The sequence below is a fragment of the Leclercia sp. GLN_9 genome (assembly GCF_043105735.1).
Lineage (GTDB): Bacteria > Pseudomonadota > Gammaproteobacteria > Enterobacterales > Enterobacteriaceae > Enterobacter > Enterobacter adecarboxylatus.
The window spans coordinates 60,717-81,109 of sequence record NZ_JBICLV010000026.1 but is presented as its reverse complement, the minus strand read 5'-3'; the positions used below and the strand labels follow the sequence as shown (position 1 = coordinate 81,109).

At 58.0% G+C, this 20,393-nt stretch carries 21 protein-coding genes; 7 read left to right on the top strand and 14 right to left on the bottom strand.

The window, feature by feature from the left end; genetic code table 11:
* Positions 1-91: 91 nt before the first annotated feature.
* Positions 92-1,462 (bottom strand): NAD-dependent succinate-semialdehyde dehydrogenase, encoded by a 1,371-nt coding sequence (locus ACF8PE_RS17195; protein ID WP_103792667.1) that lies wholly within the window; start codon positions 1,460-1,462, stop codon positions 92-94.
* 296 nt (positions 1,463-1,758) lie between these two features.
* Here ACF8PE_RS17195 and ACF8PE_RS17190 point away from each other — a divergent pair, with 296 nt between their 5' ends.
* The 3 genes from ACF8PE_RS17190 (at position 1,759) to ACF8PE_RS17180 (ending at position 4,609) form a co-directional block, all read left to right on the top strand.
* Positions 1,759-2,502, top strand: a complete 744-nt coding sequence (locus ACF8PE_RS17190; RefSeq protein ID WP_392495108.1) for an AraC family transcriptional regulator — start codon at positions 1,759-1,761, stop codon at positions 2,500-2,502.
* Positions 2,503-2,549: 47 nt separating this feature from the next.
* Complete coding sequence (locus ACF8PE_RS17185; RefSeq protein WP_392495107.1) at positions 2,550-3,194, top strand: LysE family translocator; 645 nt, start codon at positions 2,550-2,552, stop codon at positions 3,192-3,194.
* Between the two features lie 134 nt (positions 3,195-3,328).
* On the top strand, positions 3,329-4,609 hold the full coding sequence (locus ACF8PE_RS17180; RefSeq protein ID WP_059308816.1) for a DUF445 domain-containing protein: 1,281 nt from the start codon (positions 3,329-3,331) through the stop codon (positions 4,607-4,609).
* Between the two features lie 5 nt (positions 4,610-4,614).
* Here ACF8PE_RS17180 and ACF8PE_RS17175 read toward each other — a convergent pair whose 3' ends face one another.
* The 9 genes from ACF8PE_RS17175 to ACF8PE_RS17135 form a co-directional block, all read right to left on the bottom strand.
* Positions 4,615-5,682 carry a DUF2955 domain-containing protein gene (locus ACF8PE_RS17175; RefSeq protein ID WP_059308817.1) on the bottom strand — a complete coding sequence of 356 codons (1,068 nt, stop codon included), beginning with the start codon at positions 5,680-5,682 and terminating at the stop codon, positions 4,615-4,617.
* 5 nt (positions 5,683-5,687) lie between these two features.
* Positions 5,688-6,755 carry an HlyD family secretion protein gene (locus tag ACF8PE_RS17170; protein WP_117386279.1) on the bottom strand — a complete coding sequence of 356 codons (1,068 nt, stop codon included), beginning with the start codon at positions 6,753-6,755 and terminating at the stop codon, positions 5,688-5,690.
* Positions 6,755-7,222 (bottom strand): MarR family winged helix-turn-helix transcriptional regulator, encoded by a 468-nt coding sequence (locus ACF8PE_RS17165; RefSeq protein WP_077226537.1) that lies wholly within the window; start codon positions 7,220-7,222, stop codon positions 6,755-6,757. The genes ACF8PE_RS17170 and ACF8PE_RS17165 overlap by 1 nt, the downstream gene beginning before the upstream one ends.
* 117 nt (positions 7,223-7,339) lie before the next feature.
* Complete coding sequence (locus ACF8PE_RS17160; RefSeq protein ID WP_151583544.1) at positions 7,340-7,678, bottom strand: hypothetical protein; 339 nt, start codon at positions 7,676-7,678, stop codon at positions 7,340-7,342.
* A 17-nt stretch (positions 7,679-7,695) separates the two neighbouring features.
* A complete protein-coding gene (locus ACF8PE_RS17155) occupies positions 7,696-8,307 on the bottom strand; it encodes a LuxR C-terminal-related transcriptional regulator (protein WP_130587894.1) in 612 nt (203 codons plus the stop codon).
* Between the two features lie 590 nt (positions 8,308-8,897).
* Positions 8,898-9,593, bottom strand: a complete 696-nt coding sequence (locus tag ACF8PE_RS17150) for a helix-turn-helix transcriptional regulator (RefSeq protein ID WP_117386282.1) — start codon at positions 9,591-9,593, stop codon at positions 8,898-8,900.
* Complete coding sequence (locus ACF8PE_RS17145) at positions 9,568-9,963, bottom strand: amino acid-binding protein (RefSeq protein WP_117386283.1); 396 nt, start codon at positions 9,961-9,963, stop codon at positions 9,568-9,570. The genes ACF8PE_RS17150 and ACF8PE_RS17145 overlap by 26 nt, the downstream gene beginning before the upstream one ends.
* The gene (locus ACF8PE_RS17140; RefSeq protein ID WP_032616338.1) at positions 9,956-10,279 is read right to left on the bottom strand and encodes an antibiotic biosynthesis monooxygenase; all 324 of its coding nucleotides are present in this window, start codon (positions 10,277-10,279) and stop codon (positions 9,956-9,958) included. Before ACF8PE_RS17140 ends, ACF8PE_RS17145 begins: the two co-directional genes overlap by 8 nt.
* Positions 10,280-10,399: 120 nt before the next feature.
* Positions 10,400-11,815, bottom strand: coding sequence for an aldehyde dehydrogenase family protein (locus ACF8PE_RS17135; RefSeq protein ID WP_392495106.1), 1,416 nt, complete (start codon positions 11,813-11,815; stop codon positions 10,400-10,402).
* A gap of 100 nt (positions 11,816-11,915) precedes the next feature.
* On the opposite strand from ACF8PE_RS17135, the gene ACF8PE_RS17130 reads away from it, so the two are divergent.
* On the top strand, positions 11,916-12,818 hold the full coding sequence (locus tag ACF8PE_RS17130; protein ID WP_059308826.1) for a LysR family transcriptional regulator: 903 nt from the start codon (positions 11,916-11,918) through the stop codon (positions 12,816-12,818).
* Here ACF8PE_RS17130 and ACF8PE_RS17125 read toward each other — a convergent pair.
* Positions 12,805-13,284 carry a carboxymuconolactone decarboxylase family protein gene (locus ACF8PE_RS17125; RefSeq protein WP_059308827.1) on the bottom strand — a complete coding sequence of 160 codons (480 nt, stop codon included), beginning with the start codon at positions 13,282-13,284 and terminating at the stop codon, positions 12,805-12,807. The genes ACF8PE_RS17130 and ACF8PE_RS17125 overlap by 14 nt on opposite strands.
* 101 nt (positions 13,285-13,385) lie before the next feature.
* Between ACF8PE_RS17125 and ACF8PE_RS17120 the strand changes: the two genes are divergently transcribed.
* Both ACF8PE_RS17120 and ACF8PE_RS17115 read left to right on the top strand, forming a co-directional pair.
* Complete coding sequence (locus ACF8PE_RS17120; RefSeq protein ID WP_392495105.1) at positions 13,386-14,777, top strand: PLP-dependent aminotransferase family protein; 1,392 nt, start codon at positions 13,386-13,388, stop codon at positions 14,775-14,777.
* Positions 14,778-14,890: 113 nt separating this feature from the next.
* Complete coding sequence (locus ACF8PE_RS17115; RefSeq protein WP_059308829.1) at positions 14,891-15,145, top strand: DUF4282 domain-containing protein; 255 nt, start codon at positions 14,891-14,893, stop codon at positions 15,143-15,145.
* A 51-nt stretch (positions 15,146-15,196) separates the two neighbouring features.
* Here the strand turns inward: ACF8PE_RS17115 and ACF8PE_RS17110 are convergent, their stop codons facing one another.
* A complete protein-coding gene (locus tag ACF8PE_RS17110) occupies positions 15,197-15,358 on the bottom strand; it encodes a DUF1127 domain-containing protein (protein WP_032616332.1) in 162 nt (53 codons plus the stop codon).
* A gap of 176 nt (positions 15,359-15,534) precedes the next feature.
* Between ACF8PE_RS17110 and ACF8PE_RS17105 the strand changes: the two genes are divergently transcribed.
* On the top strand, positions 15,535-16,950 hold the full coding sequence (locus ACF8PE_RS17105) for a PLP-dependent aminotransferase family protein (protein ID WP_059308830.1): 1,416 nt from the start codon (positions 15,535-15,537) through the stop codon (positions 16,948-16,950).
* 88 nt (positions 16,951-17,038) lie between these two features.
* Here ACF8PE_RS17105 and foxA read toward each other — a convergent pair whose 3' ends face one another.
* Both foxA and ACF8PE_RS17095 read right to left on the bottom strand, forming a co-directional pair.
* Positions 17,039-19,147: a ferrioxamine B receptor FoxA gene (gene foxA / locus ACF8PE_RS17100; protein WP_098946220.1), complete on the bottom strand. Its 2,109-nt coding sequence runs from the start codon at positions 19,145-19,147 to the stop codon at positions 17,039-17,041.
* A gap of 120 nt (positions 19,148-19,267) precedes the next feature.
* Positions 19,268-20,248, bottom strand: a complete 981-nt coding sequence (locus ACF8PE_RS17095; RefSeq protein ID WP_163603623.1) for a helix-turn-helix domain-containing protein — start codon at positions 20,246-20,248, stop codon at positions 19,268-19,270.
* Positions 20,249-20,393: the final 145 nt, after the last annotated feature.

Sequence of the window (20,393 nt, the reverse complement as noted above, 5' to 3'; positions counted from 1 at the left end):
CGCCATATCACATTTATGCGAATCACTTATAAAGGGCGGCAGGCGTGTTCCCTCTCCCCTGTGGGGAGAGGGTGAGGGGAAGGGAGAATACCTAGCGGCGGATCACCACCAGCTTCTGGTTCACAAACTCTTTAATCCCCAGATCCGACAGCTCACGCCCGTAGCCGGAGCGCTTCACGCCGCCAAACGGCAGCTCTGGTGCGGTATCGGTAAGCCAGTTGATCCACACCATCCCGGTCTCGATTCTCGAGGCCATTTTTTTGGCGCGATCGATATCTTTACTGAACACCGCGCCGCCCAGACCATAGTGGGAGTCGTTGGCGAGTTTCACCGCCTCGTCATCGTTTTTGACCACGTAGACCTGCGCCACCGGCCCAAAGAACTCTTCAAAATAGGCCGGGTTATCGCGGGTAATGTTAGTCAGAATGGTCGGCTCAAAGAAGCTGCCCTCGCGCTGCACCGGCTTGCCGCCGTAATGCAGCGTCGCGCCATTTTTCACTGCTTCATCCACCTGTTTCGTCAGGGTCTCAAGCGCCTCTTTCGAGGACAGCGGCCCCAGGCGGGTGTTCTCATCAAGCGGATCGCCGATGGTAATCGCGCGGAATGCCTCGGTGTATTTCGTCAGGAACTGCTCCGCCACCTTCTCATGCACGATAAAGCGCTTGGCGGCTGTACAGACCTGTCCGGCATTGGCCAGGCGCGCGTTGACGCCGATCTTCACCGCTTTCTCCAGATCCGCATCGTCCAGCACCACGAACACGTCGTTGCCGCCCAGTTCGAGGGTCGATTTTTTGATGTGCTTCGCTGCCTGCGCAGCCACGATGCTACCCGCCTTCTCCGACCCGGTCAGGGCTGCACCCTGCACGCGATCGTCGGCAATGATGTTCGCCACCTGATCGGAAGAGATAAACAGGTTGGTCCATGCCCCGTCCGGCGCACCGGCTTCACGCACCAGATGGGCGAAGGTCTCCGCACAGTGTGGAACGATGCTGGCATGTTTGGCGAGCACAGGGTTACCTGCCGCCAGGTTCGGGGCCAGCACGCGCATCAGCTGGTAATAAGGGAAGTTCCACGGTTCCACGGCCATCACCACGCCGATGGGGTGATGCTCTACCCAGGCTTCGCCCATCTCAGATGGGTATTTCACCGGGGCGAGAAATTGTTTGGCGTTATCCGCATAGTAGCGAGCGATCTGCGCGCAGAGTTTAACCTCGCCGCGGCTCTGGGCAATCAGTTTACCCATCTCCACGCTGGCGATTTTAGCCAGCTCTTCGGTACGGGAATCAATCAGATCTGCCAGCTTGTGCAGCACCGCCAGGCGTTTGTCGATGCTGCCCTTCGACCAGTCGGAGTGGTAGAGCGCATCGGCGGTGCTCAGCGCCGCCTCGACATCAGCATCGGTATGAGAAGAGTATTCTTTGATGAGTTTGTTGTTGGCAGGATTCATTGTCTGATAGGCCATTGTTGCCTCCTTTTTTACCGCGTTGGGTATTAAGGGTAGTCAAAATGGCTGGGTTCGCAGGTAAAGTTAGGTATATAGAGTGCGCCACCTGGAGAATGGTACCGATTATTTTTTGCTAAGTTTATGCCGCATGGCTTCACGCAAATTAGCATTCAGACGCGCTTAATATCCTTCCCTCACATGTTCGAGCCACCCCATAGCATCGCCATCAATACACGCCCAAGCCGGGTAACGAAGAGGGGAATCGTCGCTGCCATCGTGCTATAACTCTGTTACCCCTCCGTTCGGTATTCGCCATGACCTACACACGCCACGTTAATCAGACCTTTCTTCGCCAGCCCGGCGTTGAACTGCGTAGCACCTGGCAAAGCACGCAGGCCTACAAGCGTCATAGCCATGCGCAGCTCTCCATTGGCGCTATTCTGGAGGGGCAGACCTGCTGCACCTGCAACGGCGAACCGTTCACCCTTTATCCGGGCGATCTGATCGTCATACCCGCGCATATGCCGCACAGCTGTAACCCGGTAGCAGGACAGCCGCGCAGCTACCATATGCTGTATCTGGAGACCGACCATCAGCCCGCCCTACAGGTGATCCGCAGCGAGGCGCTGTTTCGCCAGTATCTGACGGTCGTGGAGACACTCTCGGCGACGGACATCGACAGGTTTCTCGCCCTGCTGACCACCCGGCCAATGCCGCCCGTTCCGTTGCGGCCCACCAGCCTTGCGCTTCAGCAGACGTTACGTCACAGCCTGCAAACCCCGCCGTCGTTGGACGTCTTTGCCCAGCGCTTTTCGCTGCGCAAAGAGACGCTTATCAGAACCTTTAAGCAGGATACAGGCCTGACGCCCGGCACTTTCCTGAACGTTACCCGGATAGAGTTCGCTAAAGCACGTCTGCGCGCCGGGGATGATATTGCTGATGTCAGCTATCAGAGCGGCTTTGCCGATCAGAGCCACTTCCATAAAACCTTTGTCAGCTATACGGCCGCTACACCGCGCCAGTACGCCACCGGGCGATCAATATCCGACAATAATTAGCGCTCGCGTCAGCGTAGCCTGACCTCAGTTTTGCTGATGAGGTCACTATGGAACTGCTTACCACTCTCTTCCCGCCCGCATTTTTGGCTCTCGCGCTGGCGCATTTTGTCGCCCTGCTCAGCCCCGGCCCGGATTTCTTTCTGCTGATGGGGTTCGCCGCCCGCCATCGCCTGCGCGGCAGTGCCGGGTTATGCGTGGGGATCGCCGCAGGCAACGGGCTGTACATCCTGCTGGTCATCGTTGGCTCAAGTGCGCTGCGCCAGTTCACGCCGCTTTTTAGCGTCATTGAACTCCTGGGCGCACTATATCTGCTGTGGATTGGCTGGCATCTGGTGCGCAGCCAGCCTGGAACGCTTGCTCTCAACCACACCGAATCTGCCTCTCCTGGCTGGCGCAGACAGTTTCTCCTCGGGCTGGGTTCCGCGGCGTTAAACCCGAAAAACGCACTGTTTTATCTGGCGCTGATGACCGCGCTGCTCGGGCCGGACGTGACGCTGCTTCAGCAATCGGTCAGCGGGATCTGGATGGTCACGGTGGTGCTGGTGTGGGATCTGGCGGTGGTAATGTTTATCGCCCTGCCCAGCGTACAACGGCGGTTGAGCAACAACATCTGGAAAATCGAGCGCCTGGCGGGCGTCGTGCTGATGGTGTTTGGTGCAGGGATCCTGTGGCGATTTTTCACCTCAGTCTGATGCGGGGACAACGCCGGGTGGCGGCTTCGCCTGATCTGGGAAACATACATCGTAGCCCCGGTAAGCACAGCGCCACCGGGGCAAAATGCCCGTCCCCTTGCCCCTTCGCCTTTTCTCCCTCTATTCTTAACCCTATGGAAAAACTCGCTGAACTCAAACGCGCCAAGCTTCTGGCGCTGTCGCTGCTGCTGATTGCCGCCGCGACCTTTATCGCCACTCTCTTCCTGCCGCAGACCTTCTGGGTGCGGGGGGTAAAGGCCATTGCCGAAGCGGCCATGGTCGGTGCACTGGCAGACTGGTTTGCCGTGGTGGCCCTGTTCCGCCGGGTGCCGATCCCGTTCATTTCACGGCATACGGCGATTATCCCGCGCAATAAAGACCGGATTGGCGACAATCTCGGCCAGTTCGTGCAGGAAAAATTCCTTGATACCCAGTCGCTGGTGGCGCTCATCCGCCAGCACGAACCGGCATTGCTCATCGGCAACTGGTTCAGCAAGCCGGATAACGCCCAGCGCGTCGGGCAGCACATCATGCAGGTGATGAGCGGTTTCCTCGAGCTGACCGATGACGGGCGCATTCAACGCATGCTTAAACGGGCGGTGCATAAGGCGCTGGATAAGGTCGATTTCAGTGAAACCAGCGCTGCCATGCTGGAGAGCATGACCAAAAACGACCGTCACCAGGTGCTGCTGGACGCGGTGATTAATCGCCTGATCACGCTCCTGCAGCGCGACAGCACCCGCGACTTTATCGCCGCGCAAATCGTTCAATGGTTGAAGACCGAACACCCGCGCAAGGCGATGATTTTGCCCACCGAGTGGCTGGGGGATCAGAGCGCCGAGCTGGTCTCGAATGCGGTGAATGCCATTCTGGATGACGTCAGCCACGACCGCACCCACCAGATCCGTCAGGCCTTCGATCGCGCGGTGCTGAAGCTGGTGGATAATCTGAAAAACGATCCGGAAACCGCGGCCAAAGCCGAGAACATTAAAGAATATCTGAAGAACGACGAGGCCTTTAACCGCTATCTGGGCGAAATGTGGGGCGACCTGCGTCAGTGGCTGAAAGCGGACATGCAGAGCGACGACTCCCGCGTCAAACAGCGCCTCGCCAACGCCGGGCTGTGGTTTGGTGAGACCCTGGTGGCGGATACCAACCTGCGTGCCTCGCTGAATGAACACCTGGAGCAGGCCGCCCATCGGGTGGCACCGGATTTTGCCCGGTTCCTCACCCGTCACATTAGCGACACGGTTAAAGGCTGGGATGCCAAAGATATGTCCCGGCAGATTGAGCTGAACATCGGCAAGGATCTGCAGTTTATCCGCGTTAACGGCACCCTGGTGGGCGGCACCATCGGGCTGATTCTGTTCCTGCTCTCACAATTGCCCGATGTGCTGCCACTGCTTACCCGTTAATAGAATCAGGTATTGCGGATCACGTAGCGAGTCGGCGCAAAGCAGTTGAGGAACATGTGCATCAGGAACACCACCGTCAGGGTCGCCACCAGCGCCACCGTCACCGAAACGATGCGGTAGAGATCGCTGAACACCAGGTCGCCGTCGGGGTGCATATTCTGGCCGAACATGATCCCGATGGTGGTGATGCTGGCAAACCCGACGCCGGCACCCACCTTCTCCATCACGTGCAGACGCGCGCCAAACGCCAGCCCAAGGCCAATCAGCGGCATCATCAACAGCATGTGGCTGCTGTGATCGTACAGCACCAGCTGCACCAGCAGGATGTACAGGCAGCCGATCACCACCCCGACCACGCGCCACAGGGAGCTCATCACTGCCCCGCGATAATGCATCGGGAAGAGGATCAGGATCCCCGCCATTAGCGCCGACAGCGAATCGCTGAGATCGCTTATCTGGAACACGACAAAAATCAGCGTCGCCACCGTCCCGGAGAGCAGCGACTCATGGCGCACACGGGCGGCATCTTTCTCCAGACGCGGCGGCGGCGTGCGCGGCTCGACGTCTGGCAGCAGATAGTGCATCAGCGCGCTCAGGCACACCGCCATCACGCTGGCTTCAAGGTTCGAGAACAACAGCGTATGCCAGTTGGTGGTGGGATAGCTCATAAAGTTGAGCATGGTGCTTTGACACACGACCCCCATTGAGCCAAACAGAAACAGCGGCCCCTGACTCATAAAGCGAAAACGCATCACATACAGGCCAAACACCACCAGCGTCATGATCACCGGCCACTGCGCCAGATAGCCGATAATAAACACCATTTCGATGCAGTTCAGGGCAGAACTGAATACAAACTGTTTTGCGACATGACGGTTAAATACCGGCACCAGCGACAGCAGCATGATCGGGTAGATCACGAAGAAGACGCCGTAACTGGTGCTGTAAAAACTCGACACGCTCAGGGCAATCATCCCGGCAAACACGATGCGCAACGTCTGGCGAAAGTCGTTGGCGGTGTAGACGATGTTGCCGTGCGGGGTAAAGACCCGCGCCAGGGTATTAATAGACATGATGATCAATAGACATAGTGCAGCAGGCTGACGAGGTGGATCTGCATCCCGGAGAAGAAGCGGGCAAACGGACCTTCGCTGTTATAGAGCTGTACGGTAGCGCGCGCGCCCGTCGGGAGGTGCTTCGGCAGGGGTTCATCCAGCGCCACATGAATGCGCATACGTTGCGCGTCACGCACCCAGCGGTTGGAGGTTTCCGGCTCCGAGAGTTGGCCGTTGACCGCCTCCTGTCCCGCTAAAATACCGGCATCGCTGCTGGTGACATGGGCGCGGAACACGCGGCCCGGGAAGGCGTCAAACACGACCGCGGCATCGGTGTTCTGGTGGGTATGGCGCAGGCTCTTTTCGCGGAAATCGGCGACGATATCGCTCTGATTGTTCACCAGCGCCAGCGCCGCCGAGCCGGAGGCGGCATAAAAACCGGGGCTAAGCTGGACGTTGCTGACCGTGCCGTCGGCTTCGGCGTAGATCTTCGTCCAGCCGAGATTGAGTTCAGCCTCATCCAGCGCGTTGCGGTATTTTTGCAGGGTCACGTTACGCTTTTCATCCCGCTCGCCGCGCTCAATGCGCAGCTGGTGGATGCTGGCAGTCAGATTGGCGACGTTCTGCTCGCTGCTCTGCCAGGTGGTGCGAACTTTATCCAGATCCGCCCGCGAGACGTTTTGCAGGGTGCTGAGTTTCTGATAGCGATCGAAAGTCACTTTGTCGTTGCGGGCGGTGAGTTCGGCGGTTTTCAGGCTGGCCTGGGCCGCCACGATCTGCGCATCCAGCTGCTCATTAGCGAGCCGCGCCTGTTGCAGGGCAATCTCTGCGGCTTCTACTTTATTGCGAAACGGCGTAGGGTCGAGTTCAAACAGCAGATCGCCCTTCTTCACCTGACTGTTGTTGTGCACATGCACCGCCGCCACATAGCCGGAGACGCGCGCCGAAACGGGCGTCACCACGCGCATCACCGTGGCATCCGGCGTCAGCGGGATCCAGATATCCGCGACAATAAAATAGACAAACATTAGCAGGAAAGAGGCAATACTCACCCTTACCCAGCGGGCAAACTTTTGTTCAGGGGTCATGATTATTTGATCTTGTTATCTTCTTCGCGGATTGTCCGCAAATTGCAGGCGATTTGATTAAGTGTGGCGCTGAAAATCTCGAGATGGTCCGGGGCGATATTCTGCGATACCCGTTCCTGGAACGTTTCGATAACCTGGGTCAGCGTTTTCAGCACCGCGTTCCCCTCGGGTGTGAGCCTCAGCAGCCGGATGCGCTTGTCGTAAGGCGAAGTAGTGCGCAGCAGATAGCCCTGCTTTTCCAGCTGTGAAAGGGTGCGCATTAGCGGCGGCAGTTCAATACCCTGCACCTCCGCCAGTTCGCTTACCGAGACGTTATCCCCCAACTGTTTCAGCTGCATCATCACCGTCCAGCTTGACTGGGTTAACCCGGTCTCAAGGATGGCGTCGTCAATCACCGCGCGCCACTGGCGCACAATCATTGCCATTCGCATGCCCATGGGCCGACGGCAGAACAGATCTTCTTCACGCATGGGGGATCCTCGCTTCACACGCTGCGAAGATAATAGTTATCAGGGTAAGTATCAAGAAACGAGGAGGTTAAGAGCAGGAATTGCGAAAGCGGGCCAGCGAGGCCTCGCCTGTCTTACCTAACTGTAAATGTGCTGCTGGCTGCGGAGATAATTTTCAATGGCGATCCATTCCGTCAGGCGTTTATAGAGAAGCAGCATCGCCATCGGGAGCAGGCTGTGGAGCTCCTGATGGGCATTGAGTTCCACTAGCGACGTGCCGGGGTTAGTGAACGGCACATTGGCCAGCCGTAACAGATCGAAGTAATCCATGCGCAAAAGCTTAGGAAAACTCTCCTGGGTGATGGTGCACAGACATTCCTGGTAGATCCGGCGCTGCTTCTCTTCGTTATCGTCATTCTCGATCAGGATTAAGAGCGCTTTTTCCAGGCTCTTTTGTGCAGCGATCATTTTTTCCATACAGTTCTCTGACAGCATCAAACGCGTTGATCAAATTTTTTATACAACCCGGTCAGATTGGTCACGGCGAACTTGCGGTAAATATTACGCCGATGATGGCTGACGGTTTTTCCGGTCACATCCAGGTAGCGGGTGATCTCTTTATTCTTTTTCCCCGAAACAATATACGGCAGCAGCATGGTCTCCATGCGGGTGAGCCGCTGTTCTTTTTCAAGATGATGCCAGCGCGCGTTTTTAAAAATCGTGACCGGCTGATCTTCCTGTGCCAGATGGACAAGACAGGCGCGTAATTTGGTTACGGCGCTTTTACAATCAATGGTGTAATCGGCGATGGTATTAATCAAAATATTTTCAATCGTGCTTTCGTAGCACACATCCCGGGTAATAAAAATAAAATAACGTTGTTCATAGCGATTTTTAATATCCAGCAACGTATTTAATACCTTGATATCAGACTCACCATAATCGACAACAATGGCTTTTGTACGGACAAGATCCTCTTTTGTCGCTTTTTTAATGTCATCAAGATATAGCACCCGCTGAAAGGATGGCGCCTCCGTCATTAACTGTTCAACCAGCACGGCAAAGCCCTGCTGAAAATATCTACAGGATGTTAATACTATAATCATGCCTATATCCTTATCATCACTGTGGATTCATTCATAATCATCGAGAATGTATAAATTTTCAATTAACAGTTTTCCGGGGGATTGTAGGAATATTCTCAGGCCATGAGGGACACTTTGTGCGGTTGCTCGCAAAAACGCATATTTGAAGGCATTATTCGCCCGTTATTACAGTGAGATATCCCACCCGATAAGATTTATCCAATCGAAGGAAGATTAATCTGACCTTCGCGTTTATTTTCTTTTGATATGCTGCGAAATGTAACCAAGGATTAAACGGTGTATGCGTTTTTATATTCGTCACTGCGAAATAAAATCATTACGCACTATAGAAGGATTTTTATATGAACAATTCTTTTCGATTGACGCGCCTGGCTGCCAGTATGAGCTTACTTTTTGGCAGCGGCTTAATATTGTCACCGGCGACACCGATCAGACAATGAGCGCCACCTGGTCGCTTAACTTCTAGAACAAATAAGCCGCATACGCTGTATGCGGCTTTCTTTCTGGCAGGACGGTAATTAATTTATCATGCCCTGCGAATGACTCCCGGTTCCGTTTTTCCCTTCATAAAATAATAAACGGACGTTCCCTCAGCGGCTAAAGTGCTGGCAAATGGCACGTCTGCCTGACGCAGTCACCACCACGTCGCGGAATCCCGCCACCCGCTGGATCCAGCCTTTGGTATCCATATGCACCAGCAGCGCCGCACCTGCCTCACCGCCCAGATGAAACCGCCGCTCGCTCCAGTCCAGACAGGCGCAGCAGGCTTTTCGTCGGGTCCTGGCATTCAACACGATCCCCAGAGACAGAAACGCCTCGCGCCCGCTCAGGGTGAGGGCCGAGCCATCTGCCACCAGCCAGCCCTCCGCCTGCATAAAGTCATATATCTGTACCGCGACCGTGCCCGCCAGATGGTCATAGCAGGTGCGGGCGTGGCGCATCGATTCCGGTGCCGTCGTCTCCGGCGGGGTGATGCGCCCCCAGGACATCCCCATCATCTGCTCCACCAGCTCCGCAACTTCATGCCCTGCCAGCCGATAGTAGCGATGCCTGCCCTGAGACAGGCAGGTGATCAGCCGCCCCTCCATCAGCCGGGTAAGATGCCCGCTGGCGGTAGAGGGCGCCACATCCGCCACGGCGCTGAGTTCTGTGGCGGTCCACGCCCGGCCGTCCATCATGGCGCAGAGCATTTTCACCCGGGAAGGATCGGCCATCGTTGCGGCGACTGCCGCCACGGCCAGCTCCAGCGCGGTGGTGTTATCAGGAGGTAAACGGGTCTTTAGCATAGGCTGCCCACGGCTCAGTGATCTCTGCCGCCAGCTTATCATTATCCGTCAGCAGAATAAGGTGGTTCGCATGATCGCTGTATTGGGTCAGGATGGACACCCCCTGCGCGGCCAGCGCGGCGGCAATCTCCCCCAGCTCGCCGGGACGTTCCTGTTTCAACTTACGGATAAGCGGTTTACGCACCGCCAGCACGTTAAACCCGCCATCCAGCAACACGGTCCGGGCTTTATCGCCCTCCTCCACCAGAAAATGCGCCTCCACGCCAAAGACGCCGCCGCCCTCCAGCCCCACGCCATGCTGCCCCAGCAGCTGACCAAAGCGCGCCAGCTCGCCGGGCGTAGGGTTGAACATCACATGAACGTCATACATGGGCCTCTCCTCCGGTTTCTGAAGCGTATTCCCGCACCACCTGCGCGACCCGAATACGGTAGCAGGCAAATATCGACGCCCGCCCTTCGGCCTGCGCGGCCTGGTGAAACACGTTTTGCTTCCAGCGCTGAACTGCCTCCTCATCCCGCCACCACGAGAGGGAGAGGATTTTGCCCTCGGTGGTCAGGCTCTGAAAACGTTCGATATCGATAAAGCCGTCGATGTCCGCCAGCAGCGGTTTTAGCTCAGCGGCCAGTTGCAGATAACGCGCCTGATGCGCAGGCTGCGCTTTGGCTTCAAACAGGACTGCAATCATGAGGATCTCTCCGTTGTGAGGTTACGGAGAGCATGAAGGAAACAAAAACGTGATGCTTCGGTGAGGAGCGAAATATGGGGTGACGTTTGAACGACGTGCCCGGCAGTACGCCGGGCGGTTTTAGCCAAGGAGCGACTTCGGCTCCATAAACGCCCTTATCCCCCACGCGCCCATCTCGCGCCCTACGCCGGAGTGTTTGAACCCGCCAAAAGGGGCTTGCGGCTCATGGGCGAGGGTGTTGACCAGCACGCGGCCAGACTGGATCTGCTGCGCCACCCGCCGGGCGCGTTCCGCGTCACCGCCCAGCACCAGCGCACTCAGGCCGTAATCGGTGTCGTTGGCAATGGCAATGGCCTCTGCCTCGTCGCGGTAGGGGATCACGCACAGTACTGGACCAAAAATCTCGTCCCGGGCGATCGCCATCTGGTTATGCACATTGGTAAACAGCGTCGGACGGACAAACCAGCCGTCCCGGGTTCCCTCTGGCCGGCCTTCGCCCCCCGCCAGCAGACGAGCCCCCTCCTCCTGCCCTTTGCGGATATAGCCCTGCACCCGCTGCCACTGTTTTTCGCTTACCATCGGGCCAACCTCGGTGGTGCGGTCACGCGGATCGCCGGATTTCACCGCCGCGATGGCCCGGGCCAGCGCCTGTTCCATTTCAGCCTGACGCGACAGCGGCACCAGGATGCGCGTACCGGCCACGCACGCCTGCCCGCTGTTCATCAACCCGGCCTGCACCGCCAGCGAAACGGCCTGGTCGAGATCGGCATCGTCAAGAATGAGGGTTGGGGATTTACCGCCCAGCTCCAGGGTGACGCGGGTAAAGTTCTCCGCGGCGTTGCGCAGGATCGCTTTGCCGGTCTGCGTGGAACCGGTAAAGGATATTTTGGCCACGTCAGGGTGACGGCTGATGGTCTCGCCTATCCTGTCGCCGCGCCCGGTGACGATATTAAACACCCCCGGCGGCAGGTCTGCGGCATGCAAAGCCTCGGTCACAATCTGCGTCTGCAAAGCGCTCATCTCGCTGGGCTTGATCACCGCCGTGCAGCCTGCCGCCAGCGCTGCCGCCAGTTTGCCGCAGATAAAACCCGCGTCGCTGTTCCATGGGGTAATAAGTCCGGCGACACCCAGCGGGGTCATCTCGACCCTGGCCGCACCGGCGACGGTGGTAAATTCAAAGGTCTCCAGCGCCGTGATGGCCTGGGCAATCACCTCTGTCGGATAGCTTGCCATCCACGCCGAGCGCGACGCGGGCGCGCCGTACTCTTCAATTACCGCCTCCAGCAGATCGTCATGACGGGCCGCCACCGCAGCCTGCATCCGTCGCAGGGCAGCTATACGCTCCTGCTTCGTGGTTCTGGCCCACGCCGGAAACGCCGCTTTGGCGGCAGCAATGGCGCGCTCTGCATCGACTTCATCAGCAAGACGCACCTGTCCTGTCACCCGGGCCGTCGCCGGGTTATAGAGATCAAAACGCTCGGTGCCGTGTGGGGTGACAAATTCACCGTTGATAGAGATCTGTTCGATATAGTGCATAAAAACCTCCTCAGGCTGCATGAACCCAGTCTGGCATACCTTCTGCGTTGCGATAATCCACGCTATGCTGCAAAGGTTGTTTCGATTTTCAGGATAATCTATGCACCGTTCAGGACTGATCGAGCTGGAAGTGGTGATGGCCGTGGTACGTCGCGGCAGCTTTCGCGCCGCCGCCCAGGAGCTGGGGATGTCGGCCACCGCCGTGAGCAACGCCGTTGCCGGACTGGAAAGCCGTCTGCAAACCCGCCTGTTTAACCGCACCACCCGCAGCGTGGGGCTTACCGACGCCGGGCAACGCTATGTGGCGCGGATCGGCCCGGCGTTGCAGGAAATTCGTCAGGCCGATGAAGAGATCCACAGCGATACCGATGAGCCTGCTGGCACCCTGCGCCTGAACGTTCCCAACAATGTCGGCACCCTGTTCCTGGATGCGCTGTTGATCGACTACATGATCCGCTACCCGAAAATGCGCGTCGAAGCGGTAAGCGAAGCGCGGATGATCGATATCGTGGCAGAGGGTTACGACGCGGGCGTTCGCCTGGCGGAATCCGTCCCGCAGGACATGATCGCCGTGCCGCTGACCCCCGATATTCGTCAGGTCGTCACCGCCACGCCGGACTATTTTGCCCGTTACGGCATACCGCAAACCCCGGACGATCTGCTGCATCACCAGGGGATCGGCATGCGGATGGCCCACGGCGGGATCTATCGCTGGGAGCTGGCACGACGTGGGGAGCAGGTAGCCCTGGCGGTGCCGCCGCGCTTTGCCACCTCGGATCTGTTCGCCTCGATCCGGGCGGTGAAAGCGGGTCTGGGGGTAGGATTTTTACCGGAACTCTATATTCAGCAGGAGCTGCAAAGCGGGGAGCTGGTGAGCGTACTGGAGGAGTGGTCGCAGCCCTTTGCCGGGCTGCGCCTCTACTATCCCGGGCATCGCCACGTCCCGCCGGGGTTACGGGCGCTGGTGGCGATGATCCGCGAGCGCGGTCTTACTCGAGATTAGCTTTGTTCAGGCCGTAGGCGCTATCCAGCGAGCCGGGTGCCATGCGGGAGGTGATCCCCAGACGGTTCCAGGCGTTGATCGCCACGATCGCAAAGTTCAGCTCGGAGATCTCAATGTCCGAATAGTGTTCCGCCACGCTGCGGTAGAGCACGTCGCTGACGCCGTGCGGCCCGATCTGGGTCAGCGCTTCGGTGAAGGCCAGCGCCGCTTTTTCACGGGCGCTGAACATCGGTGACTCACGCCATGCGGCCAGATGGTACAGGCGCAGCTCGCGTTCCCCGGCAATTTTGGCCTCTTTCGAATGCATATCCAGACAGAAGGTGCAGCCGTTGAGCTGGGAGACACGGATGTCGATCAGGTGCTTGAGCGCCGGGTCGATGGAGGTCTGGCCCACCGCCATGCTCAGGTCGGACAGAGCTTTAGCGAGGGCAGGTGTGGCTTTATGGTGGTTAACGCGAGTGCTCATTGTCTTTCCTCTTGATGTGCGGCATATGAAATGCGATGGGGCAAATTTACGCCGTTCATGACATAGTAAAAAGATACAAAAAGCGCGAAACGAGGTAGGACATGAAGCCGGGCTATCACCAGATTTATACCCGCTACCGGGACAACATTACCCGTGGCATCCTCAAGCCCGGCGACAAGGTGCCCGCCATCCGCGTGCTGGCGGAAGAGTTGAAGGTGGCGCGCAAAACGGTGGAAACCGCCTATGCCATTCTCACCGGCGAAGGCTATCTGGTGAGCCAGGGCGCGCGCGGCACGCGGGTGAACCCGGATTTGACCCTCCCCGTCTCGCCACCGCCCCCTGCCGACCCGCTGACCGGTGCATTGCCTGAATCGCTGGTCAGCCAGCGTGAACACAGCGGTTTTTTGCGCCCCGGCATCCCGGCGCTGGACAGTTTCCCGTACAAGAAGTGGCTGCTGCTGGCGGGCCAGGCGGTGCGTGCCATGCGTCAGGAGGAGATGCTCAGTCCGCCGGTGATGGGCTGGACACCCCTGCGTCAGGCCATCGCCAGCTACCTGAATATTTCCCGCGGGTTGTCCTGCACCCCGGATCAGGTGCTGATCACCAGCGGCTACAGCGGCAGCTTGCGGCTGATCCTCGATACCCTTGCCAGCCGCAACGATAAGGTGGTGTTTGAAGATCCGGGCTATTTTATGGGCCAGCAATTGCTCCGGCGTATCGTTCCGCGCCTGCACACCGTGCCGGTGGATCGTTCAGGCATGGACACCGACTATCTGCTGCACCACCACCCCGACGCCCGTTTCGTTATCGTCACCCCCTCACACCAAAGCCCGCTGGCGGTGACGCTGTCGTTACCCCGCAGGCAGCAACTGCTCGACTGGGCCGGGCAGAATGACGCCTGGATCATCGAGGATGATTACGACGGCGAATTTCACTACACCCGCAAGGTGCTGCCGTCGCTGAAAAGCCTCGATCGCCAAGATCGGGTGATCTACATGGGCACCTTCAGCAAAACCGTGATGCCGTCGTTGCGTCTCGGCTACGTGGTGATGCCCGCCAGCACGGTGTCAGCCTTTAACGATACCGCCGATCTGCTCGCCAGCGGCCAGCCGGTGCTGACGCAAAAGATCCTGACCGCCTTCATCAACGACGGCCACTTCTTCCGCCATCTGAAAAAGATGCGCGCCCTTTACCAGCAGCGGCGCGACTGGATGATCGCCGCCCTGCATGAGGTCTACGGGGAGCGGTTCTTCACCGAGCAGAACGACGGCGGGATGCATATTGTGGCGTTTTTAACCAAAGGCAGCTGCGACCGGGAGATTGCCCACTGCTGGCAACAGCAGCAGTTGCAGGTGAATGCCCTGTCGGCGTGGTACAGCGGGTCGGGCAAACGCTACGGGCTGGTGATGGGGTATAACAACGTGCGCAGCTACGACGAGGCCGTTGCGCTACTCACGAGGCCAAAAAGCCAAACCTGCGATCTCCTGAAATAGCAACCCCCTGATTTTGCACCATAAAAAGCCGTTTTCAGACAATCATTAAGGTATGAATTACCGCCACGGTCTTTATAATCGACGCGCTAAATTACATGTTTAAGGACAAAAAAATGAAATCACTTCTGGGATTCGATTATCTGTTAACACCGCGCGTACTGGTCTTCTTCTACTGGATCGTCATGCTGTTTATTCTGCTCGGCGGCATCTACTCCATGTTTACCGAGCATCTTATTGCCGGCTTTTTCGGCATGCTGTGCAGCCTGATCGGCACCCGCGTGATGTTCGAGCTGATCATGGTCGCGTTTAAAAATAACGAATATCTGCGCCGTATTGCCGAGAACACCGGGAAATCCACCGTAGAGTAACGCCAGAGCACACTCTGTAGGCCCGGTAGCGTAGCGCCACTGGGCAATCCGCTACATATCAAATCGTGACAGCCCGACATCCTTCAGCTGCTCATCGCTCATCTGGCGTAAAATGCGGCGCGTGCGGTTGATGCGATACCATCTTTTCACTGCCCGACCCATCCAGATAAACACCGCAAACGGCCTTTTTGCCCGGTTTTCATAAAATTCCATGATGCGCTCCTCACCTTGTCAGTGGGGTTATCATCATGGAGATCGGGGTGGACAATACAGATTCAAAAACAACTTTTGTTTAACATACAGATCCGCTAAAACAGTATCTGAATGCCGTTTTTTGCGGCAATCTGTACTGGTTTTTAAATCTGTATGGCGACAACCAAGGATACAGCATGACGCGTTACCAACATCTGGCCAATCTCCTGGCACAACGCATTGAACAAGGGCTGTATCGCAGTGGGGAGCGTTTGCCTTCAGTGCGCGCCCTGAGCCAGGAGCATGGCGTTAGCATCAGCACCATACAGCAGGCCTATCAGATCCTCGAAAACCTCCAGCTGATCACCCCCCAGCCGCGCTCCGGCTATTTTGTCTCTTCACGCAAAGCACAGCCGCCCGTTCCGGCGATGACCCGCCCGGTCCAGCGTCCGGTAGAGGTGACCCAGTGGGATGAGGTGATGATGCTCCTCGATGCCCGCGCCGATAAAGAAATGATCTCTTTTGGCGGCGGTTCGCCGGATCTGAACCAGCCGAGCCTGAAACCCTTGTGGCGCGAGATGAGCCGCATCGCCCAGCACCATCCCGGAGAAATGCTGAGCTACGACGTGCTGGAGGGACGGCAGGAGCTGCGCGAGCAGATTGCCCGCCTGATGCTGGACGGCGGCTCGACGGTGGCGGCAAACGAGATTGTGATCACCAACGGCTGTCACGGGGCGCTGTCGCTGGCGCTGCTGTCGGTGTGCCAGCCGGGGGATATTGTGGCGGTGGAGTCGCCGTCGTTCCACGGCACCATGCAGATGCTGCGCGGGTTTAATATCAAGGCGATTGAGATCCCCACCGATCCGCAGACCGGGATCAGCATCGAAGCGCTGGAGCTGGCCCTGGAGCAGTGGCCGATTAAAGCGGTGATCCTGGTGCCCAATTGCAATAACCCGCTCGGGTTTATCATGCCGGAGGCGCGTAAACGCCAGGTGCTGGCCCTGGCCCAGCGCCACGATATTGTCATCGTCGAGGATGATATTTATGGCGAGCTGGCGGCGGACTACCCGCGCCCGCGCACCATCCACTCGTTTGATATCGACGGCCGCGTGCTGCTGTGCAGCTCCTTCACCAAAACCGTGGCCCCCGGGCTGCGCGTCGGCTGGATTGTGCCGGGCCGTTATTACGACCGGGTGATGCACATGAAATATGCCGCGGGTGGGTTTAACGTGCCGGGGACGCAGATGGCGGTCGCCGCGTTTATTCGGGATGGTCATTACCATCGCCACGTGCGCCGTATGCGCCAGATTTATCAGCAAAATATGGAGCGCTACACGTGCTGGGTGCGGCAGTATTTTCCGGCAGAGATCTGCGTTACGCGCCCGCAGGGCAGTTTTTTGCTATGGGTAGAGCTACCGGAGAAGGTGGACATGGTATGCGTCAGCAAGCAGCTGAGTCGCCTGAAGATCCAGGCCGCGGCGGGATCGCTGTTTTCGGCCTCGGGGAAGTATCGCAACTGTCTGCGGATTAACGTGGCTTTGCCGCCGAACGAGAAGAACCGCGAGGCGTTAAAGAAGATGGGCGAGGCGATTCATATTGCGATGGAGGCGTAGTGCGGTATCGTGCGGCCTGATGCCCTCTCCCACAGGGAGAGGGAAAAACCCAGGCCCGGCCAGCGTCGCGCCACCGGGCAATGTCAGCTTAAAACTTCCAGGACACGCTGCCGACGATGCTGCGCTCGGCACCAAAATAGCAGTATGAGAGCGAGTTACAGGCCGCCACGTAGCTTTCGTCCGTCAGGTTGTTGACGTTCAGTTGCGCGCTTACCCCTGTCAGCCCGACCTTCGACAGATCATAGCCTACCGCCAGATCCACCAGCGTGTATGACGGCAGCGTATGGGTGTTCATGCGGTCGCTGGTCACGCCATTGACGTAACGCACGCCCGATCCCACCGTCAGGCCATCAAGCGGCCCGGTTTTGACGTCATAGCTGAGCCAGCCGCTGGCCATATTGCGCGGCGCATAGACCGCACGCTTGCCCTCTTCCTCCGGGCTGCTCTTCTTGTAGCGGATGTCGGTATAGGTATAGGCCGCCTGCAGACGCAGGTTGTCGGTCAGTTGCCCCACCGCTTCCAGCTCGACCCCTTCAGACTCGATCTCTCCGATAGAGCGGTACGGATCGGTCGGCTCCTCTTTGGTGGCGATATTTTTCTGGTTGATGCGGAACACCGAGGCGCTGAACTGGCTGTTCATCCCCTCCGGCTCAAACTTCACGCCCGCTTCCCACTGCTTGCCTTTCATTGGATCCAGCAGATCGCCATTGGCATCGGCAAAGCTGGTCGGGGTAAAGGCGGTGGAGTAGCTGATGTACGGCGCGATACCGTTATCAAACAGGTATAACAGCGCCGCACGGCTGCTGAAGTTGTTCTTGTCCAGATCGCTGCGGGTATCGTTCAGCTTGTCGATGTTCGAGACCTTCACCTGATCGTAGCGACCGCCCAGGGTCAGACGCCAGCGATCCAGCGAGAGCTGATCCTGCAGGTAGTAGCCCGTCTGGCGCAGCTTGTGCTTCTCCTGGCTGTACATGGTGATGTAATCCGGCTTCGCGCCGTACACCGGGTGGAAGGCGTCGATAGGCGGGAAGCCGCCATAGTAGCCGGTAGTGTCGTTGCTGCGATCCTGATAATCGAGGCCGATCAGCACCCGGTGGTTCACCGCCCAGGTATCGAAGCTGCCGTCGATCTGGTTATCAAGGGTGATGGCATCCATCTTCTCGTCAGAGCCGGAATACCCGCGGTTAAGCTCGGTTTCGTTCAGCCAGCCAGCGGCATAGACCTGATTCAGCTCCACTTTGGTATGCAGATAGCGCAGCTTCTGGCGCACGGACCAGCCGCTGTCAAACATATGCTCAATGTTGTAGCCGACCATATTCTCGCGACGATCGTACTTATCGTAATCGTCCTCGCCTTCAAAGAAGGTATTAGAGATCATTTTGCCGTCGTGTGGCACTACGGTGCCGTCGTACGGCAGGCCGGAGTGGCTACCGCCCTCGGGATCGCGGTGCAGATAGGCCATCAGATCCAGACGGGTGTTATCGGTGATGCGCCAGGTCAGGCTCGGCATCAGCGCGTAACGCTCTTCCTTCAGCGGATCAAACTGGGAATCGGCATAGCGGGTCATACCGCTCAGACGCGCCGCCACGCGGTCGTTGTCGTCCAGCGCACCGGTAACATCAAACATCGCCCCGCGCTGATCGTTATTCCCGGCGAACAGCTTGATCTCGCCGCCCGGATCGAACGACGGTTTACGCGAGGTGAGCGCCACAATCCCGCCCGGTGAGGAACGGCCATACAGCACCGACGCCGGGCCGCGCACCACTTCGATATTCTCCAGGAACCACGGGTCAACCACCAGCGAGCTGTGAGAGTTGGTGTCCCCCATCATCTTCAGCCCGTCGAGATAGACGTTATCCAGACTGCCGTCCGAGAAGCCGCGCAGCACAATGTAGTCAAAGCGGTTTGAAGCGCCGATCTGGTTGCTGTAAACCCCTGGCGTGTAGCTCACCGCCTGACGCACGCTGGTGGCGCCCTGCTCTTCGAACTGCTCGCGGGTGACGATAGACACCGCCTGCGGGGTCTCGATATCCGGGGTCGCCAGCTTGGTGGCACCACTCTGCATCTGCGAGGTCACCACCACGGTTTCGGTTTTCGGCGTCTCCTGCGCCATCAGGGGGAGTGCGACGCTCCCGGTAACCCATCCCACCAGCAGTGCCAGCCGCGTTTTAGCGAACATGAAAATCTCCAAAGGCATTTCTAATTGTTAATAAGAATTATTACCTTTTTCATTTCGAAGATAGCTATGCGCGCCGCCAGAGTACGTATGCGCAATGCCAAACCGCACAAAAGGCGTTGGCGAATGGGGAAAAGCGGATTAACGGTCGCTGCGCACCGCGCCGGGACAGACGCCGTAGCGACGACGAAAGGCAGTGGCAAAGTTAGTGGCATGCTGATAGCCCGACATCCACGCCGCCTGCTGCACGCTGTGGCCTTCCAGCAGATAGCGGCGCGCCAGACTAAGACGGCAGTCGCGCAGATAGTCGAACACCGTACAGCCGTAGGCCTGGCGGAACTTGCTGCGCAGGCTGCTGGGGCTCATCGCCGCCCGGGCGGCCAGCTGAGCGAGGGTGTAGTCCTGCTCCGGGGACTGTGCCAGCAGATGACGGATCTGTTCCAGGCGGGCGTGCTCGCCGCCGGTGGTGCCAGGCAGCGCCGTACCCTGCTGCTCACGCAGGTGCAGGCCATGGCCCAGCAGCTGATACATCACCCCTTCCAGTAACAGTTGGCGCGACAGACTGCTGCGCTCGCGCTGCCGGGCATGCTGAATACCGGCCAGCACAAAATCCGGTACCTGCCAGACAAAGGTGGGCGCATTGAGCTTCTCCCACTGCTCCAGCAGCGAGGCGAGCAGGGTTTCACGGCGGGCATCGTCGGGGTAAACGCCAAAGGAGAGGGTTTTCAGGGCGATATCGGCATCATGACGGGCAGACATGGCCTGCTGTTCACTGAGCCTGGCGCTAAACGCCATGCCGGGCCGCACCGAGTAGACTTCGCCGCTGAGGGTCAGAGTTACACAGCCTTCCAGCACCACCAGTACATACAGCGGGCTGCTGTGGCGGGAGGTCGTTTCATAGGGTTGCAGCACGCGCACGTCGGAATGGGTTAACGAGATGCCGGACGGCAGGATCATCTCTTCGACATCGCCGTGCAGAACGGGGCTGGTGTTGGCACTGGTATCCGTTAGCAGAGGGAAGCGATAGTCGATACCGTAGCGCTCGCCAAACACCTTAAAATCTGCCACGGAAAAGGTTTTTTTCGTTGCAGCGGTGGGGTTATGGAGCGTTGTGTTGGACATACCTGCGCCTGGAGGAAGCTATTAAAAATAAAACAGTATCATTCCTTTAACGCAGCGGCAATGCGGGTATATTCCGCTTCGCTTAAAACGTATTTAAACGCTGGCATAACACCAGCGTTTAAATATTATTTTATGGCAATGCTGT

Excerpts from the sequence above, each read along its gene's own strand:
- ACF8PE_RS17130 (WP_059308826.1), top strand. The coding sequence starts at position 11,916 with ATGCACCGTTCAGGACTGATCGAGCTGGAAGTGGTGATGGCCGTGGTA.
- ACF8PE_RS17150 (WP_117386282.1), bottom strand. The coding sequence starts at position 9,593 with ATGCTAAAGACCCGTTTACCTCCTGATAACACCACCGCGCTGGAGCTG.
- ACF8PE_RS17180 (WP_059308816.1), top strand. The coding sequence starts at position 3,329 with ATGGAAAAACTCGCTGAACTCAAACGCGCCAAGCTTCTGGCGCTGTCG.
- ACF8PE_RS17165 (WP_077226537.1), bottom strand. The coding sequence starts at position 7,222 with ATGCGTGAAGAAGATCTGTTCTGCCGTCGGCCCATGGGCATGCGAATG.
- ACF8PE_RS17095 (WP_163603623.1), bottom strand. The coding sequence starts at position 20,248 with ATGTCCAACACAACGCTCCATAACCCCACCGCTGCAACGAAAAAAACC.
- ACF8PE_RS17125 (WP_059308827.1), bottom strand. The coding sequence starts at position 13,284 with ATGAGCACTCGCGTTAACCACCATAAAGCCACACCTGCCCTCGCTAAA.
- ACF8PE_RS17175 (WP_059308817.1), bottom strand. The coding sequence starts at position 5,682 with ATGTCTATTAATACCCTGGCGCGGGTCTTTACCCCGCACGGCAACATC.
- ACF8PE_RS17185 (WP_392495107.1), top strand. The coding sequence starts at position 2,550 with ATGGAACTGCTTACCACTCTCTTCCCGCCCGCATTTTTGGCTCTCGCG.
- foxA (WP_098946220.1), bottom strand. The coding sequence starts at position 19,147 with ATGCCTTTGGAGATTTTCATGTTCGCTAAAACGCGGCTGGCACTGCTG.
- ACF8PE_RS17140 (WP_032616338.1), bottom strand. The coding sequence starts at position 10,279 with ATGATTGCAGTCCTGTTTGAAGCCAAAGCGCAGCCTGCGCATCAGGCG.
- ACF8PE_RS17190 (WP_392495108.1), top strand. The coding sequence starts at position 1,759 with ATGACCTACACACGCCACGTTAATCAGACCTTTCTTCGCCAGCCCGGC.
- ACF8PE_RS17115 (WP_059308829.1), top strand. The coding sequence starts at position 14,891 with ATGAAATCACTTCTGGGATTCGATTATCTGTTAACACCGCGCGTACTG.
- ACF8PE_RS17160 (WP_151583544.1), bottom strand. The coding sequence starts at position 7,678 with ATGGAAAAAATGATCGCTGCACAAAAGAGCCTGGAAAAAGCGCTCTTA.
- ACF8PE_RS17105 (WP_059308830.1), top strand. The coding sequence starts at position 15,535 with ATGACGCGTTACCAACATCTGGCCAATCTCCTGGCACAACGCATTGAA.
- ACF8PE_RS17195 (WP_103792667.1), bottom strand. The coding sequence starts at position 1,462 with ATGGCCTATCAGACAATGAATCCTGCCAACAACAAACTCATCAAAGAA.
- ACF8PE_RS17135 (WP_392495106.1), bottom strand. The coding sequence starts at position 11,815 with ATGCACTATATCGAACAGATCTCTATCAACGGTGAATTTGTCACCCCA.
- ACF8PE_RS17120 (WP_392495105.1), top strand. The coding sequence starts at position 13,386 with ATGAAGCCGGGCTATCACCAGATTTATACCCGCTACCGGGACAACATT.
- ACF8PE_RS17110 (WP_032616332.1), bottom strand. The coding sequence starts at position 15,358 with ATGGAATTTTATGAAAACCGGGCAAAAAGGCCGTTTGCGGTGTTTATC.
- ACF8PE_RS17145 (WP_117386283.1), bottom strand. The coding sequence starts at position 9,963 with ATGTATGACGTTCATGTGATGTTCAACCCTACGCCCGGCGAGCTGGCG.
- ACF8PE_RS17155 (WP_130587894.1), bottom strand. The coding sequence starts at position 8,307 with ATGATTATAGTATTAACATCCTGTAGATATTTTCAGCAGGGCTTTGCC.